The organism is Sinomicrobium halophytocola (assembly GCF_052983395.1).
Window position 1 is genome coordinate 437916 of the sequence record NZ_JBRKIT010000011.1, and the last position, 15130, is coordinate 453045.

Here is a 15130-nt window from a genome sequence, read left to right on the forward strand (position 1 = left end):
TATTTAATAAATTTATCCGTGACGATATCGGTTTATATCGTCTGCTTCTTTTTACAAATTGTTTCCCCCGAACACTTTTGCAACTTATCAGAGTGTATCTGACAAATATCTTTAATACACTTTATTATGTACCCATTTACCATAGGCACTTATGTACACAAAGCACAGTAAAGGGAGTATAAATGAAAAATTCACCTCAGACACCCCTGCTATAGTAATGTCTGCCACACCGGCACCTCCTATATCTATAATAAGTGCCTGTAACTGGGGCATTAAAGCTCCTCCTACTATAGCCATTACCAGACCTGCGGCTCCTATTTTAGATTCTTCTTCACTAAGTCCTTCCAATGCGATCCCGTAGATCGTAGGGAACATGAGAGACATGGCGAAAGATATACCTACTATGGAGTAAAGACCGAAAATACCGTCTATCCAGATCGTACCTACTGAAAAAGCAATACCCATAAATGCAAACAGCATCAGTAGTTTTCCTGAACTCATAAAACGCAGCATGTAGGTGCCTATAACTCTTCCTACCAGGAAAAGGATAAAGGCTATAAATTGATAATAGGCCGCATCATCGCTACTTACACCTATGGCTTCGGCATACTGGTATATATAGGTCCAGCACATGATCTGCGCGCCTACATAGAGTACCTGGGCCAATACCCCAAGTGTATATTTTTTATTTTTGAAAAGTCCGGAGAATGTGTCTGCAAGTCCCGGAATACCTCCCTCGTCCCTCACCTGTGGCATTTTGCTCACTATGATCAGTACGAATACGGCTATAATCACCAATCCGAGTCCCACATAGGGGTCACGTATCACCATAAGGTCGGAAGTACGTATCATTACTTTGGTAGCTTCGTCCAGGGCTCCGAAATCCTCTACATCTACCGACTGCAGTTTTCGCAATACAAACTGCTGTGCCACCAATAGTCCCATCACCAGACCAAGCGGATTGAAAGCCTGGGCCAGGTTCAATCTTTGCGTTGCAGTCCTGATGTCACCCATCGCAAGGATATAAGGATTTGCAGTTGTTTCCAGGAATGCGAGTCCGAAAGTAAGGATATAAAGACCAAGACAGAAAAACCAGAATTTCTCCGTAATTGCTGCCGGGTAGAACAGTAAGGCCCCTCCGGCATACAGGGCCAGCCCTATAAGCACCCCGGTCTTATACGAATATTTTCTCACAAATAACGCTGCGGGCAGCGCCATGCAAAAATAACCGCCGTAAAATGCCATCTGTACCCATGCCGCCTGGGAGTTACTGAGTTCCAGGACTTTTTTAAATGCCTGTACCATAGGGTCCGTGACTGCATTGGCAAAACCCCAAAGGGCAAATAAGGAAGTAACTAAAATAAAAGGAATAAGGTTTTTCCTTGAAACCACAGGGGGTAATGTGTCTTTCTTCACTATAGTATGGGTTTTAAATTAAACTGATTGATCTTGGGTATAGCTGTGGGTTGATTATTTCTCAGGTTAAAGCGCGGTCCAGGTGTACATATCCTCCATCTACGAATACGAGTTGTCCGGTAGTGTGGCTGGATTTCTCCGATAACAAAAATGCTACCGCATTGGCTATTTCCTCTGCGGTGGTCATCCGGTTTTCCAACGGGATTTTTTCTGTAATGGCACTTAATTTCTCCTCCGGATCCGGAAATGTTTTTATCCATTTTTCATACAACGGTGTATAACATTCGGACACGATCACAGCATTGACACGTATGCCATAAGGAAGTAATTCCACCGCCCATTCCCTGGTAAGTGCGTTGCGCCCTCCATTGGCTGCCGCATACCCGGAAGTACCTCCTTGTCCCGTAAGCGAGGTTTTCGAACCTATGTTTACAATAGCACCTTTTGTTTTTTTCAATTCCGGTAACGCATAATGGGCCATGAGATAATAATGGGTGAGATTTTTATTGATAGACGCTACAAAACTATCATACGAGCCGTTTTCCAGGCTAACACCATCATTAACCCCGGCATTATTCACAAGGCCATCTATTCTCCCGAACTTCGCCAGTACATTTTCAACGGCATTTTTGCACGCATCCGGGTCAGTCAATTCTCCTATGAGGGAATAAGCTTCTCCTCCTCTTCCCCTAATGGAACTTACTGCTTTAGCATTGTCCTCTTCATTTCTCCCCACAATAACCGGGAGAGCTCCTTCTTCTGCCAATACTTCACATATTCCGTAACCGATGCCTTTGGCACCCCCGGTTACTATTATCACTTTTTGCTCTAAATGTAAGTTCATACCTTCATTTTCCTGTTTCCGGCACAATTTAAGGGCTAAAATTAGCTTAAAAAAAATTTCTGTGCCCTATTATTAACGATTTAACATTTGTGTTTTATATTGTTTTATTCCGTTACACGAAACGGTTTCCAAAAATTACCGGCTATAATTTACTCCTTCCTTAAATCTGCTCCAAATCTTACTTTTTCACCTTTCGACAACCGGACTTCTTTTTCTATACTGTCGTACCATAGTTTACACGTCAGGGCTTGTTCGGAGTACAGGGCAAGAGTGGTAAGTTTACTATCCTTCCATTCCATATCCACTGTAATGTTCCCCCGCGCCACGAGTCCTTCCACCTTTCCGTCAGGCCAGTTTGCTGGAAGGGCAGGTAACAGACGGATAAACCCTTCGTGAGATTGTATCAGCAACTCGGCGACACCGGCGGTATACCCGAAATTTCCGTCTATCTGAAACGGCGGATGCATATCGAACATATTATCTGCAATGGATATCTCTAAAAATTTTCGGATGTTATCTTCTGCCGAAACCTTATCAAACAGGCGGGCATTAAAACTGATCATCCATGCCCTGCTCCAGCCCGTTCCCGCGCCACCGTGTTCCAGGCGATATCCGATCGTCTTTTTTGCCGCCTCAAACGCTTCTTTATCGGCAGAAGTGATCTTGCTTCCCGGGTGCAATGCATAGAGGTGTGACATATGCCTATGCCCCTTTTCCGCTTCTTCATACGGATGGTTCCATTCCAGTATCCTCCCGTCCTCGCCTACAATAACCCCGGGAAAAAGGTCTTTTCTTTTTTGCTTTACCTCTTCAATAAATTCGTCTTCAATCCCGAGATCTTTCGCTGCACTGAGTGTATTTTCCAGGACTTCCCCGATGATCTGATGTCCCATCGCCGATCCGGCTGACACTGCTGCAGATTTTCCGTCATCTGCTAAGTAAGAGTTTTCCGGGGAGGTTTCCGGTACGGATATCCACTTGCCGTTTTCATCCTGTACTAACCAATCCAGGTAAAATCCTGCAAAAGCTTTTAAGGCCGGATAAGCCCGGTCGCGTAGGAAAGCGGTATCTCTTGTAAACCGGTAATGTTCCCAATAGTGTTGTACCAGCCATCCTCCTCCGTGTATCCAGGACCCCCAGTAAGGTTTTTCCGCGCGCATCCATGCGGGCGCCCATAAATCTGTGGCATGGTGTACTACCGCACCCCTGTCTATACCGTACTGTTCTTTAGCAGTAATTTTACCACGCTCAATCAACCTGTCACCAAAATCAAATAACGGTTGGTGCAATTCACTTAAATTAGTGACCTCGGCAGGCCAGTAATTCATCTGGAGGTTTATATTCAGATGATAATCCGCATTCCAGGGAGCTTCGATATGCTCATTCCATATGCCTTGTAAGTTAGCCGGATTTGTCCCCGGACGGGAAGAAGAAATAAGCAGGTATCTTCCGTACTGGAACAGTTTTGCCATAAGGTCCAGATCGTCATTCCCTTCTTTGATCCTGGCCAGTCTTTTATCCGTGGGCAAAGAATCCAATTCATTTCCCCCCACCCCCAGGTCCAGGGTTACGCGGTCATAGAAATTCCGATAATCGGTTTTATGTGATTCCAGCAATTCTTCAAAAGTCTTGTCCTGAACAGCATCAAGTGTCCTGGTATTTTGTCCTTCGTAATCGTCATGATAAAAAGATGTGGCCCCGGCAAGGAGAAGGGTGACCTTTTTAACGTTTTCCAGCCGCAATGTTCCTTTCTCTCCCGTAACAGTTCCCGATTCGTGTTTTACCCGGAGCCTCGTTTCAAAATTAACCCCGTAGTCCATAGGATGCGGTTCGGACCCCACTGCACCCCCGTATTGTGTTACAGTCCCTTTCATACTAAGTTCTTCGGATGACAAAGGAGAGACGGATACGGTAGGATGTCCGTGATCTTCGGGACGATCCAGTTTCAGGCTAAGGTCCATTCCTTTTTCTGCCGTGGTCGTAAGTTCGATAACCAGAACATCGTCTGCAGCGGAAGTAAATACTTTTTCCGTATACATATTTCCGTCTGCCGTGTATTCCACCGAAACCAGGGCATTGTCCAGACTTAGGGAACGTCTGTAATTCTCTATGTTTTTATCTCCTTCGAAATCTATATACAAATCGCCCATAGTCTGATGCGATTTGGTGATCGTTTTATAGGAAAAACGTTCTACGATCTCTTTATCCGCTTCATGGGTCTTCCCTTCTTTTAAAAGTTTCCGAAGGTATTCCAGGTCTTCTACCGTACCTTTTGAATCTCCGAGATCAGGGCCACCCGGCCACATAGAATCTTCGTTTAACTGAATCCTTTCGTGTGACGGATCACCGAAGACCATAGCGCCGAAACGTCCGTTTCCCACAGGAAGCGCTTCCATCCATTCTTTTGCAGGCTGACGGTACCAGAATTCATCTGTTTTTTGTGATTTTGCCTCTACAATATCTTTCGTATCTGCTTTCCGGTTACAGGAAAAAAGAGCCACACCTAAAACGGCGTATGCCAATACTTGTATGTATTTTATTTTTTTCATGTGTAAAAAAGGGGATTACTCCGTTACCGCTTTTATTTTGAATGTCCACGCTTGTGTATCCCCGGTTGCTTGTAGCGCTTCCGCCGGAACTGAGATTGTTAATCCTGATTCTGCACTGTAGTTCCATTCCAAAGGTTGTTCATAACCGAGCAGAACCACTTCCGAGCCTTCTTCCGGTCTCAGTTTTTCCACATGAAAAGTTTTTCCGGGTTTTTCAAAAGTAACGGCGTAATAAAAAGGTGTATCCTTTTTCCTGGTGAAACGTATGTTCTCTCCTTCTTTATATCCGGATTCCGGGCTTTCCGTACCGTACACGGCTTCTCCGTTAACTTTCATCCATGTTCCCACGTCTGCAAGTCTTTCCAGACTGGCTTCCGGGATGTTCCCCTTGGCATCCGGCCCTATATTCAGCAGGTAATTTCCTCCTTTGGCTGCCGCATCAACCAGATTGCGGATCAGTTCTTTCGAAGACTTCCAGTTCTGATCATCAGTTTTATATCCCCAGGTATCGTTCATGGTCATACACGATTCCCAGTCCAGATCAGAAGTACCGTCGAGGATTTCCTGTTCGGGGGTGCCGAAATCTCCCGCGTAATCACTATCGTCCTTGTTCATCCCCTGCATTCCTTTTCTCCCTTTATCCACACGATTATTGATAATAATATTGGGGTTCAGCTCGCGTACATACTGGTAAAGTTCCTGCCCTTGTTCGTGTGTGAATTCTTTTTCCCATTCCCCGTCAAACCAAAGGATCGCCGGATCGTAATTATCAACCAGTTCTTTCAACTGCGGTTTCAGGTAGCTCTCCAGGTAATCGGCAAAACGTTCTTCATTATTTTCAGAAGGCTCTCCTCCGGCATATGTGTCGGCCTGGGCATCAGGATGATGCCAGTCCATAATAGAATGGTATAAACCGAATTTCACTCCCTGTGCCTTGCAGGCATCGGAAAGTGCTTTGAGAATATCTTTGCCATAGGGAGAAAAATCAATTATATCGTAGTCTGTAACCCCGGAATCCCACAGGCAAAATCCGTCATGATGCTTGGAGGTGATCACCATGTATTTCATACCCGCGTTTTTCATGCGGGTCACCCATTCTTCCGCATTAAAAGCTGTGGGATTAAATTCCTTTACATAGCCTTCATATACATCTATGGGGATTTTGGCATTATACATAATCCATTCCCCGATACCATTGACTTCCTTTCCTTCATATCTGCCTGCCGGTACGGCGTATGCCCCCCAATGTATAAACATCCCGAACCTGGCATCACGCCACCAGGCCATGCGTTCGTCAAAAGCTTCTTTCGATTCTTCCAGATAATTTACCGTCTCCTTTGGTTCGGCTTTCTTCTCTTCTGTTTTCGGTTTTTGCTTGCAGCTTATAGTCAGTAAAGCGGCTAATACTGCAAATTGTAAGGTTTTCATAAGTATTGGGTTTGGTTGTTAATAGTATTTTATCCTTCGGGAATACCATAAAATCCTATGGCATTTTGCCCCATGATTTTTGGTAGTTCATTTTCGCTATAGAAATCCTGTATAACTTTCAGCACCTTGTCGTATTCCGCAGCAAGCAGGCATACCGGCCAATCCGACCCGTACATAAGTCTATCTGTTCCAAAGGCTTCCGTAACGATTTCCAGAAAAGGTGTAAAATCACCCTGTTGCCATTTCCAGTTTGCCGTTTCGGTGACCATACCGGACAGTTTACAGTACACGTTATCATTTTGGGCAAGAAGGCGAATGTTTTCGATCCATTCTTTATCCGGTCCGGCGGAAATTTCCGGTTTAGCTATATGGTCCAGTACGAAATGCTGTTTGGGATATTTGCGTACCAGGTCTATGGCTGCCGGTAACTGACGGGCATATACGAGAATATCGTAAGTAAGGCCCAGTGGTTCCAGTTCGGCTATTCCCCTGCGGAAATCGGGACGGAACATAAAGTTGTCCGGCTCTCCCTGTACAACGTGCCGTACTCCCCGGAAACGGGGATCTTCCGAAAACCCGGTAAGCGCTCCTTTTACATTTACATCCTGCAGGTCTACCCAGCCCACCACGGCTTTTATAAACGGATTTTGTCGTGCGCATTCCAGCAGGAATACTGTTTCCTTTTCTGATTGGCTTGCCTGTACGGCTACACAGCCATCCATTCCGTTATTTTCTAGAACAGGTTGCAGATCCGACGGCATAAAATCCCGCCGTATCGTCTCCATGGTCTCATCTATCCACGCATCCTTTTCCGGATCGTACTGCCAGAAATGTTGATGGGCATCTATATTCATACTACTTGTTTTTCTGCTTAAGAGCCTGTTTAATCCCTTGTATAGAAAACCGAAAAAAATTCCCGATTTTCTTTTAATTCTTACAATATTTATTTTGCTTTATAGGCCACAGCTTCCTGCCTTGAAGATCCGAGACCTTCTATCCCCAGTTCCACCACATCTCCGGGTTTGAGGTAACGCGGCGGTTGAAATCCGAGTCCGACACCAGCCGGGGTGCCCGTGGAAATAACGTCGCCCGGGAGCAGGGTCATAAACTCGCTCAGGTAACTTATTACCGTCGGGATATCAAAAATAAAGTCGGATGTATTGGAATTTTGCAGCATTTCCCCGTTGACCTTCAGCCACAGGTTCAGGTTATGCGGGTCCAGTTTTTCATCTGCAGTCACCAGGTATGGCCCCAGGGGAGCAAAAGTATCGCAGCTTTTTCCTTTAACCCATTGTCCGCCGCGTTCCAACTGGTAGGCACGTTCGCTGTAATCGTTGTGTAGCGCATAACCCGCTACATAGTCCATAGCCTCTTCTTTGGTTACATAAGAGGCTTTTTTACCGATAACCACTGCCAGTTCCACTTCCCAGTCGGTCTTTTCAGAACCGCGTGGAATTACTACGGGATCATTAGGACCTACAATAGAGGAAGTTGCTTTAAAAAATACCACGGGCTCCTTAGGTACATCCATACCACTCTCCGCTGCATGTTTTGCATAATTAAGACCTATACATACAAGTTTGGAAGGCCGCTTTACCACAGGGCCAAAACGGAATCCGGCTGATACTTCGGGACATTTATCCTGGTTTTCTTTTAGCCAGGCTTCAAGGCGCCCGATACCATTCCCTTCAAAAAAATCTTCGTTATAATCTTCTCCGAAAGCGGTTACATCCAGTTGCTTGCCATCTTGCAATTCTATTCCTGGTTTTTCTTTGCCTTCAGGGCCAAATCTGAATAGTTTCATTCGTTGTGTATTTATGAATTTATGTAATTAACTTATTTCCCGGTGTAGCAAGATTTCTTTCTAACTGTTCAGTTTAATGAACCCTCCGTCCAGGGGATAATCTGTTCCTGTAGTAAAAGAGGCATCGTCCGAGCAAAGAAAATAGGCCAGTTTTGCTACTTCATCCGGTTTGGCCATTCGCCCTATGGGTTGGGTCTTCGACAGTTTGTCGTACATTTCCTTTTCTTTTCCGGGATAATTTTTAGCCAGGAATCCATCTACAAATGGTGTGTGCACCCTTGCCGGAGAAATACTGTTACAGCGGATACCGTCCGCCACGTAATCTTTGGCCACCGAATAGGTCATAGCCAGTACAGCCCCTTTGGTCATGGAATAAGCAAAACGATCGGCAATTCCCACATGAGATGCTATGGATGCCATATTGAGAATGACTCCACCGCCGCTTTTTTTCATATAAGGTATTGCGGCATGAATACAATTATAAACCCCTTTTACATTGACGGCAAAGAGCTTGTCCATATCTTCTTCGGCAGTGGTTTCTACCGTACCTATATGTGATATTCCTGCATTATTGATGAGAACATCGATAGTAGCGGAAGCGGCTATATCGTTGATAATTTGTACCACCCGGGACTGATCGCTGACATCACAGGGGATGATACGCAATTTGTCTTCCCTATACCCGGAAAAAGCTTCCCTGGTATTTTCCACGTTTCTCTCAAGCATAAAAACCGTGTGTCCTTTATCCAGAAATATACAGCTGATCGCAGCCCCGATACCGGACCCTCCCCCGGTGATGATTACATTTTTTGACATTTTGTACTTGTTTTATTTTTATACATCGGCAAACTACAGGGCAGTCTACCGTTTTTTTTATAATTTATCGAAAATATTCCCGGTTTATACGGGGTGCCACGCTACAAAGATATTCCTCTTTTCCAGGGAATAAAATCGTCCTGCTGCAACTTTTGAGCGCAGGTTTGTTTTTCCCCGCTTGCCACTGCTATGATAAGCTCCATCAATTCATCTGCCAGTGCTTCCTGTGATATTCCGCTGGAGAAGAGCCTTCCTGCATCGAAATCTATAATGTCTTTCATTTTTTGAGGGAGCATGGAATTGGAGGAAATTTTCACTACGGGACATATCGGGTTCCCGGTAGGGGTTCCGAGTCCGGTGGAAAAGAGGATAATATTCGCACCGGAGCCTGCAAGTCCTGTGGTGGACTCCACATCGTTACCTGGTGTACAGAGAAGACTAAGCCCTTCCCTGGTAGCATATTCCCCATAATCCAGCACATCGGCTACCGGGCTTCTTCCACCCTTTGTAGCTGCCCCGGCAGATTTTATGGCATCAGTGATCAATCCGTCCCGGATATTCCCCGGAGAAGGATTCATGTCAAAGCCGGATCCTAATTCATGAGCCCTCGCTTCGTAATTTTCCATCAGGCGGACAAATTTCTCCGCGGTCTCCCTTCGTACACAGCGATCTATAAGATCTTGCTCCACCCCGCACAGTTCCGGAAATTCGGAAAGAATACTTTTCCCTTTTAATGCATTTATCCTATCTGCCACCACTCCGATCAGCGGATTGGCGGAAATCCCGGAGAAGCCGTCAGAGCCACCGCATTCAAGTCCCAAAGTAAGTTTATTCAACGATGCCGGTTGCCTGTAATTATTATTTGCTTCTTTCAGTCCGTCGAAAGTTGCCTGGATAATTTCCTGCAACATGGCATGCTCAGACGGATATTTTTGCTGTTCGAAGAATAAGAGCGGTTTCTCCAGTTCTTCGCCCTTACGTTCCAGGGCTTCTTCGAGCATAGACATCTGGGCATGCTGGCATCCGAGGCTTAATACCGTTGCCCCGGCCACATTAGGATGCCGGATATAACCCGCCAGCAGGTTGACCAATAACTGTGCATCCTGTCGTGTGCCCCCACACCCTCCTTCATGGATGAGGAATTTAATACCGTCTACATTAGGGAATATCTTGGGGGTTTCTATGATATTTTCCGCTTCCCTGGCTGTATCTCTGAATTTCCCTGCGAGTTCCCTCACCTGGAGTTTATAGGGATTCTCTTTACGGAACCCCAATTCGGTTTCCAGGGCTTCCTGCAATATCTTCAGATTCCGGTTCTGGCAAAAAACCAATGGCACAAACAACCAGTAATTGCCCGTACCTACCTGGCCATCTTTCCTGTGAAAGCCCTGGAAAGTACGGTGGGTATATTTATCTACTGGCGGCTGTTTGTATTTATACTCCTGTGCCCCTATCTGATAGGGCGCCGCCACATGCCTGGTATTTCCGGTTGTAAGCATACTTCCGGCAGAAAGTGAAGCAACCACCTTTCCCACAGGTACACCGTACATATACACAGTATCTCCTTCTTTCATCGGCACCAGTGTGAATTTGTGCTTCACAGGGATATCTTCTGTCAATTCCAGCTCTTTGCCTTCTATGACTACCTTGTCAGTTTTGTTCAGATCCGTAAGGGCCACGACCACGTTATCCTCAGGATGTATTTTTAAAAATCGTTCCAATGATATGTAATAAAAAATAGTATTTATAAAATTTTGTTCTGCAGTTCAAAGGGTTTATTCCTTGCCTCACCCCAAAGAGTAGAATAAGGAAATTCCGGTCTCATTTCTGCCCTGGAGTAACTGTAATTAAATCACAAGTTTGTCTGTCACTGGCAAAACTTTAATTCTATTTGGTAATAAGCGCTTTTCATTTCCTTTTTCATCACTCCTGAAGAACCATATTCCGGAAATTTCAAAAGTAAATGGTTTTTCCAACGAAAAGTTCCTATATATTTGCTCTTAATTGTACAATATTTGCATTAATGCAGTGTTACTAAAAAATCATGGATGGATTTACATTTCCTGCATAAAAACCTGGAAACAAATTTTAAAGTTTCACTCCACCGGGAAAAGGAGTTTTTGAAACTTTGGCATTACCATCCGGAATATGAGTTGGTATACATTTCCAAAGGAAGGGGCACGGTTTATGTCGGAGACCATATAGGGCCTTATCAACCCGGAAATGTATTTCTGATAGGGCCGCATCTGCCTCATATGTTCGAAACTTCCCCGACCGGCCTTTCTTCCGGAGATGAAGAGGTCTCCGAGGCCTATGTAGTACACTTCGGGGATGAATTCATCCGGGGATTTTGTGAAAACTCCGTTGAATTCGGTTATATATCCTCCCTCATAAAACACTCGGTAACAGGTACATTATTCCCTTCACCGGAGAAAAAAACCTATAAAACATTCAGGAAGACCACAAACGGCAACATTCAGGAGAACACCCTTTATTTTTTGCGAATATTGTACCATCTGGAACAAAAAGAGAAGATACAACTGGCCACTCCTGCCTGGATTGACCAGTTTAATTCGGGGGACAAAAAACTCAATAAAATACTCCAATACATCATGCTTCACTTCCAGGAAGAACTGTCCCTGACGGATATTTCTTCTTACGCCGGAATGAACAAAACCGCCTTTTGCCGGTATTTTAAGATGAAAACAGGTAAATCCTTCGTAGAATTTCTCAATGACATCCGGGTAAGTTTCGCCTGCAAAACACTATTGGAGGAAGATACTTCGCGATCAATTTCTGATGTATGCTACGCTTCAGGTTTTAACAGTCTTTCCTATTTCCACCGGATCTTTAAGCGCAGTAAGGGAGTCGCCCCTTCGGAATATCGCGGAGGACAGGTTTAAATGTAAGCCTGTAAAGTAACTGAGGGAAGGGAATAAAACCTTAAATCGAGATCAAGTATCCCTTCGTAACATCCATTTCCCGAACATCAGAAGTACATTCTTTTACGAAACCTTTCAATATCATCTTTGGCAAAAAATCATTCCATTGCCCCTAACAACTTTGGTAAAAATTGACCACCAGTAAAAAAATAAGGGGAGGCAAAAATCATAAAATCATATTTTGGCAGTTATACTCTAATATTAAACCGCTTAGAATTTAAAAATCTATCAACCGGACATTAAAATTGATATAAACCAATTATCCGCGGAGAAATTTAGTAAGAATCAAAAGTGGATCAATTTTACGGATTACTATGATCAGAACAGGAAATATTGCGTTATTTTAGTATGAACAGGATACAAAAGATTATTATTAAGAAAATGGCCGATGGCTATCACCAGCAGGAAATTGCCCAATATTTAAAGAAAAGGGAGATTACGCCCAACAGTCTCAGTACTATAGAAAAGGAGCTCAAAAAACTTAAAAAAAAGTTTAAAGCCCACTCCCTGGTACATCTTTTCGTCATACTTATAAAACAAGGGCATTTAAAAGTATGACAATGCTTCACTTTATTCGGGCAGCATTCAGATACAACCCATACCGGATTTTCCAGTAGGGCACCTTTCCTTCAAAATAATCGAAATACGGACGAAGAGCGTCGGGTGTTTCCAGCTTTTCCCGGGCTTTTTCTATGGCCTGTATTTCCTCTTGTGAAATGAATTGTGAAAGGTCTATATTTTCCCCTTCTTCATTCTTTTTCAATAAATGCCCCATGACGGTATCTGTTTTAAGCTCCCGTTCCTCTGCGATTTCCTTTATAGTAAGACCTTCTTTGTAAAGTGTAAAAGTCCGATCGTGTGTAGAAAGTTGTTTCTGAAGGGACTTCCGGTATTGCCCAATGACCTTGAGAAAACGATCTGCATACTTTTCTTTTTTGGCCTGTCCTACCCCGGCTACATCTTCGAATTCTTCCTTATCAGAGGGTAGTCTGGCTTCCATATCCTTCAGGCTGGCATCACTGAAAACGATATAGGCGGGTACGTTTTCTTCCACTGCTATTGCAGAACGGAGTTCCCGGAGTTTCAGGAAAAGCGTATCCGTAACTTTACGTTTATCCGTTTTTTGAGTAGATTCCTTTTTCTGTTGTATGAGCGCTGCCAGTCTCACTTTCTTTCCTTCAAAAAGTATTTCCTTTGCCAGGGATGTCAATACCAATCTGCCGTTTTCCTGAAACCGGACCTCAAGTATTCCCTGGTTAACCATCTGGATGATATATTGCTGCAGATCTTTCCAGGAAACATCTTTTATCGCTCCGTATGTCTTTACCTTGTCATATCCCTTTTCCAAAACCGCCGCATTCTGTGCTCCTCGGAGAACATCTGTCAGGATTCCTAGGGCTTCTTTTTCATTTAACCTGGCTACGGCCGAACATACTTTCTGTGCCAGTACCGTTCCGTCAAAATACTTCGGAGGTGATAAACAGACATCGCAATTCCCACAATCTTCCGACAGTTGCTCCCCGAAATAATTGAGTAAAGCGACCCTGCGACAATGCAATGTTTCCGACAATTGCTGCATGCGTTCCAGTTTTGCCAGTTGAAAATCCCTTGTGGGGGAATCTTCCATAAACCTTCGTTGTTGTATTACATCTGCAAAACTGTAGAACAGAAGCGCATGTGCCGGTAGTCCATCACGACCGCTACGGCCTATTTCCTGGTAATACCCCTCTATATTTTTCGGCATATTATAATGGATAACCCAGCGTACATTACTTTTATCTATTCCCATACCAAAAGCAATGGTAGCCACGACTATACCTATACGATCGTTTGTAAAATCTTCCTGTACGGATGTACGTTTGCCTGAAGACATTCCCGCGTGATATGCCCTGGCCTCAAAGCCATTTTGCCGTAATTTGGCAGCCAGTTTTTCCGTCGCCTTACGGCTCAGACAATAGATAATCCCGTTCTCATCCGGCCGTTCCTTCAGAAAATTGATTATCTGTTTCAGGCGGTTATTTCCGGGACGTACTTCCAGGCAAATATTTTTCCGGTCGAAAGATGCTACGTACTGTGATGCCCGAGATATATCCAGTTGCCGGATAATATCTTCCCTGGTGGATGCATCCGCTGTAGCTGTAAATGCCGCTACGGGTACTCCGGGAAAACGGGTTTTCAAATCACCGAGCCTGGTATACGCAGGACGAAAATCATGTCCCCAGGCCGATATGCAATGAGCTTCGTCCACGGCTATCATGCTGATAGAGTTTCCGGAAAGCACGGGCATGATCTGTTGCAGACTTTCCGGGGCCACATAAAGTAATTTCAATTTTCCGTTCCGGAGCACTTCCCATAACCCGGATTGTTCTTCGGAGGTTTGGTTACTATTATAGCATGCGGCTTCCACACCATTGACGCGAAGTGCATCTACCTGGTCCTTCATCAATGCTATGAGTGGTGATATCACAATGGCCGTCCCCTCCATCATCAGGGCCGGCAACTGGAAACACAGGGATTTCCCTCCCCCGGTAGGCATAATGGCCAGGACATCTTTGCCGTTACATATATCGTTTACTATCTGTTCCTGGTTAGGACGAAAACTGTCATAACCAAAATGTGTTTTTAAATACTGATGTGTACGCTGTGTATCTGTCATAAGACCCAACTAAAATACATTTTTCAAATCGTTACCAAATGTCCGTAATATTTCACGAACACCAAACCTGTAGGTAGAAAAATGCCCGTAGTTGCAGGATTGTTCGATCGCATCTCCACGGGCATTTTTGCCTGCCTATTTCCCTAGCAAAAGCAGTTCGCTACAAACTATTTCCGTTATATACCGCCTGTTTCCTTTTTCATCTTCCCAGGTACGGGTGGCAAGTTTACCCTCAATGGCGATTTCCTTTCCCTTGGAGACAAAGCTCTCTACCACGTTTACAAGGCCACCCCGCACTACGATATTATGCCAGTAGGTACGCTCTACTTTTTCACCACTTTTGTCTTTATAGCTATCATTAGTAGCCAGGGAGAACCTGGCTAACTTGCCACCGTTCTCGAAATTAACAAATTCTGGGTCCTGCCCTAACCTCCCGATTAACTGTACTTTGTTTCTGATTGCATTCATAGTTATATGATTTTATGGTTAAACAATTTGTATCGTCAGATTTTGAACATCCAACGAGACAAACTTAAAATCATGCTTATCGCTTAATCGGTTATTAAGTGATTACTTTCGTTTGTAATCGTTTGTACTTAATTGTAAATATTTAAAAATATTTTTATAACTATATATCAACATGTTACAAACATAACAGATTAATTATTTTTTACT

12 protein-coding genes are annotated in these 15130 nt (G+C 44.2%); 2 read left to right on the top strand and 10 right to left on the bottom strand.

Going from position 1 to position 15130, the window contains the following annotated elements; translation table 11 throughout:
- Positions 1-111: 111 nt before the first annotated feature.
- From fucP to ACVBDY_RS03855, 8 genes are all read right to left on the bottom strand, one after another.
- A complete protein-coding gene (gene fucP, locus ACVBDY_RS03820; RefSeq protein ID WP_447174143.1) occupies positions 112-1416 on the bottom strand; it encodes an L-fucose:H+ symporter permease in 1305 nt (434 codons plus the stop codon).
- Positions 1417-1477: 61 nt separating this feature from the next.
- Positions 1478-2260, bottom strand: a complete 783-nt coding sequence (locus ACVBDY_RS03825) for an SDR family oxidoreductase (RefSeq protein WP_447174144.1) — start codon at positions 2258-2260, stop codon at positions 1478-1480.
- 149 nt (positions 2261-2409) lie between these two features.
- Positions 2410-4809, bottom strand: a complete 2400-nt coding sequence (locus ACVBDY_RS03830; RefSeq protein ID WP_447174145.1) for a glycoside hydrolase family 95 protein — start codon at positions 4807-4809, stop codon at positions 2410-2412.
- Positions 4810-4824: 15 nt separating this feature from the next.
- On the bottom strand, positions 4825-6237 hold the full coding sequence (locus tag ACVBDY_RS03835; RefSeq protein WP_447174146.1) for an alpha-L-fucosidase: 1413 nt from the start codon (positions 6235-6237) through the stop codon (positions 4825-4827).
- 29 nt (positions 6238-6266) lie between these two features.
- Positions 6267-7091, bottom strand: a complete 825-nt coding sequence (locus ACVBDY_RS03840; protein WP_447174147.1) for an amidohydrolase family protein — start codon at positions 7089-7091, stop codon at positions 6267-6269.
- Between the two features lie 89 nt (positions 7092-7180).
- Entirely contained in the window at positions 7181-8041 is an 861-nt protein-coding gene (locus ACVBDY_RS03845) for a fumarylacetoacetate hydrolase family protein (RefSeq protein ID WP_447174148.1), read from the bottom strand.
- 60 nt (positions 8042-8101) lie between these two features.
- Positions 8102-8857, bottom strand: a complete 756-nt coding sequence (locus tag ACVBDY_RS03850; RefSeq protein WP_447174149.1) for an SDR family NAD(P)-dependent oxidoreductase — start codon at positions 8855-8857, stop codon at positions 8102-8104.
- 101 nt (positions 8858-8958) lie between these two features.
- Entirely contained in the window at positions 8959-10578 is a 1620-nt protein-coding gene (locus ACVBDY_RS03855) for a UxaA family hydrolase (RefSeq protein WP_447174150.1), read from the bottom strand.
- Between the two features lie 327 nt (positions 10579-10905).
- Here ACVBDY_RS03855 and ACVBDY_RS03860 point away from each other — a divergent pair, with 327 nt between their 5' ends.
- Both ACVBDY_RS03860 and ACVBDY_RS03865 read left to right on the top strand, forming a co-directional pair.
- Complete coding sequence (locus tag ACVBDY_RS03860) at positions 10906-11760, top strand: AraC family transcriptional regulator (RefSeq protein ID WP_447174151.1); 855 nt, start codon at positions 10906-10908, stop codon at positions 11758-11760.
- A gap of 387 nt (positions 11761-12147) precedes the next feature.
- Positions 12148-12357, top strand: a complete 210-nt coding sequence (locus tag ACVBDY_RS03865; protein WP_447174152.1) for a hypothetical protein — start codon at positions 12148-12150, stop codon at positions 12355-12357.
- 7 nt (positions 12358-12364) lie between these two features.
- On the opposite strand, the gene recQ is transcribed toward ACVBDY_RS03865, so the two are convergent.
- Both recQ and ACVBDY_RS03875 read right to left on the bottom strand, forming a co-directional pair.
- Positions 12365-14455: a DNA helicase RecQ gene (gene recQ, locus ACVBDY_RS03870; protein ID WP_447174153.1), complete on the bottom strand. Its 2091-nt coding sequence runs from the start codon at positions 14453-14455 to the stop codon at positions 12365-12367.
- A 135-nt stretch (positions 14456-14590) separates the two neighbouring features.
- Positions 14591-14923: a single-stranded DNA-binding protein gene (locus tag ACVBDY_RS03875; RefSeq protein ID WP_447174154.1), complete on the bottom strand. Its 333-nt coding sequence runs from the start codon at positions 14921-14923 to the stop codon at positions 14591-14593.
- Between the last annotated feature and the right edge of the window lie 207 nt (positions 14924-15130).

Bases quoted from the DNA above. Each gene is read 5' to 3' on its own strand.
- ACVBDY_RS03825 (WP_447174144.1), bottom strand. From the start codon at position 2,260: ATGAACTTACATTTAGAGCAAAAAGTGATAATAGTAACCGGGGGTGCC.
- ACVBDY_RS03830 (WP_447174145.1), bottom strand. From the start codon at position 4,809: ATGAAAAAAATAAAATACATACAAGTATTGGCATACGCCGTTTTAGGT.
- ACVBDY_RS03835 (WP_447174146.1), bottom strand. From the start codon at position 6,237: ATGAAAACCTTACAATTTGCAGTATTAGCCGCTTTACTGACTATAAGC.
- ACVBDY_RS03840 (WP_447174147.1), bottom strand. From the start codon at position 7,091: ATGAATATAGATGCCCATCAACATTTCTGGCAGTACGATCCGGAAAAG.
- ACVBDY_RS03845 (WP_447174148.1), bottom strand. From the start codon at position 8,041: ATGAAACTATTCAGATTTGGCCCTGAAGGCAAAGAAAAACCAGGAATA.
- ACVBDY_RS03850 (WP_447174149.1), bottom strand. From the start codon at position 8,857: ATGTCAAAAAATGTAATCATCACCGGGGGAGGGTCCGGTATCGGGGCT.
- ACVBDY_RS03860 (WP_447174151.1), top strand. From the start codon at position 10,906: ATGGATTTACATTTCCTGCATAAAAACCTGGAAACAAATTTTAAAGTT.
- ACVBDY_RS03865 (WP_447174152.1), top strand. From the start codon at position 12,148: ATGAACAGGATACAAAAGATTATTATTAAGAAAATGGCCGATGGCTAT.
- recQ (WP_447174153.1), bottom strand. From the start codon at position 14,455: ATGACAGATACACAGCGTACACATCAGTATTTAAAAACACATTTTGGT.
- ACVBDY_RS03875 (WP_447174154.1), bottom strand. From the start codon at position 14,923: ATGAATGCAATCAGAAACAAAGTACAGTTAATCGGGAGGTTAGGGCAG.